Origin of the sequence: Phaeobacter sp. B1627, assembly GCF_006265095.1 — a bacterium.
In the GTDB taxonomy this organism is placed as follows: domain Bacteria; phylum Pseudomonadota; class Alphaproteobacteria; order Rhodobacterales; family Rhodobacteraceae; genus Epibacterium.
Map to the genome: position 1 here is coordinate 1 of NZ_VCNK01000091.1, position 1426 is coordinate 1426.

The following is a 1426-nucleotide window of genomic DNA, read 5'->3' on the forward strand; positions in this document are numbered from 1 at the left end:
TCTGACCTACGATAAAATGTCCATTTCCGGGGTAATTTGACCATTCCGACACAGATCAAATGACCACCGGCTGCACTGCAGTCGGTGGTTTCTTTTTATATCAATGGCTTGCGTGTCTGGCGGGTTCGCGGCCTCTGATGCGCCGTCGTAGCGCTCCGCCCTGTTGGGCGCCGTTGACGGCCAGCCGCGCTTTCGGCATCCATCAGGGCCAATCCCGGCCGGGTTCTTTCCAAAACATCCCCCTCATGCAGAACCTCTGCCTGTGGGCATGGCGCAACGCGCCTGAAAGGACCTCCATGACCAAGATCAAGTTTATCGATGCCCGCTTCGCCGATCCCGACGAGAACGAGTTCGCGCTCAAGCGCCGCTTCGAGTGGCACCTGCGCAAGCTCCGTGCCCTTCAGGACGGGGCCTCCCCAAAGGTTCCGGGAGACTTTGAGGATGAGTTGCGCTGGAACGAGGACCTCATCGCCGTGCCGCTCTCGGAAAAAGACCGCACCAAGGTGCTGCGCCGTGCGCGCCGGGTAACGGGCGCGCGTGCCAAGGCTTCCGGGCTCAGCCATCTCAGTTCGGATGACCGGCGCGCGCTCGAGGTGTTCCGCTGCGGGGCGGACCTCGTCGGCATCGCCAGCGAGCACCGCGCCGATGAGATCGCCGCGGCCATTCATGCCGAGATGCCCTGGATGGCGGCCGCCACTGACTTCCTCTGGAAGGCGATGCGCCGCTCGGTGCGGGTGGGGGAGCCCGGATTCCGTCTGCCACCCGTGCTGCTCGACGGCCCGCCAGGGATTGGCAAGAGCGTGTGGTCACGCGAGCTCGGGCGCCATCTCGGGGTGCCGCGTTGTGGCATCGAGGGAACCGCGGAGCAGGCCTCCTTCGTTGTCAATGGCTCGCAAGGCGGCTGGGGCACGGCCTTTCCCGGTCGGCCCCTGCAGACCATCGTGCAGAGCCTCTGCGCGAACCCGATCGTGGTGATCGACGAGATCGAGAAGGCCGGAACACCGACCTCGACCAAGGGGCAGGCCTACGGCTTGGCCGAGGGGCTGTTGCCGCTGCTGGTACGCTCGTCTGCCGTGGCCTGGAAGTGCCCCTATTACCAGGTCGGCTTCGACATGTCCTGGATCAGCTGGGTCCTGACCTCGAACAGCTTGAAGACGCTTCCGGCCCCGTTCCTGAGCCGACTGGAGACCCTGCGCCTTGCCGGTCCCGGCAAGGGGGATCTCATCTCCTTCGCGGAGCGCGAGGGCGCACGACGGGGGCTGTCCGATGCTGCCCTGGGCGCCATCTGCGAGGTGATCGATCAGTTTGCTGAGGCGCATGAGCTCAATTTACGCCATGTGTCCCGCATGCTGGACAGGGCAGAGGCCATGGCAAGCAGCCCGCTGTCGCATTGAGTATTGGATGCGAGCGCGCGCCTTAGGTCGGC

At 64.8% G+C, this 1426-nt stretch carries 1 protein-coding gene; it reads left to right on the forward strand.

All coding sequences use genetic code 11. The features are described 5' to 3' along the window. Positions 1 to 296: 296 nt before the first annotated feature. Positions 297 to 1394, forward strand: coding sequence for an AAA family ATPase (locus FGE21_RS19775; RefSeq protein WP_139665110.1), 1098 nt, complete (start codon positions 297 to 299; stop codon positions 1392 to 1394). The last annotated feature ends 32 nt before the right edge of the window (positions 1395 to 1426 follow it).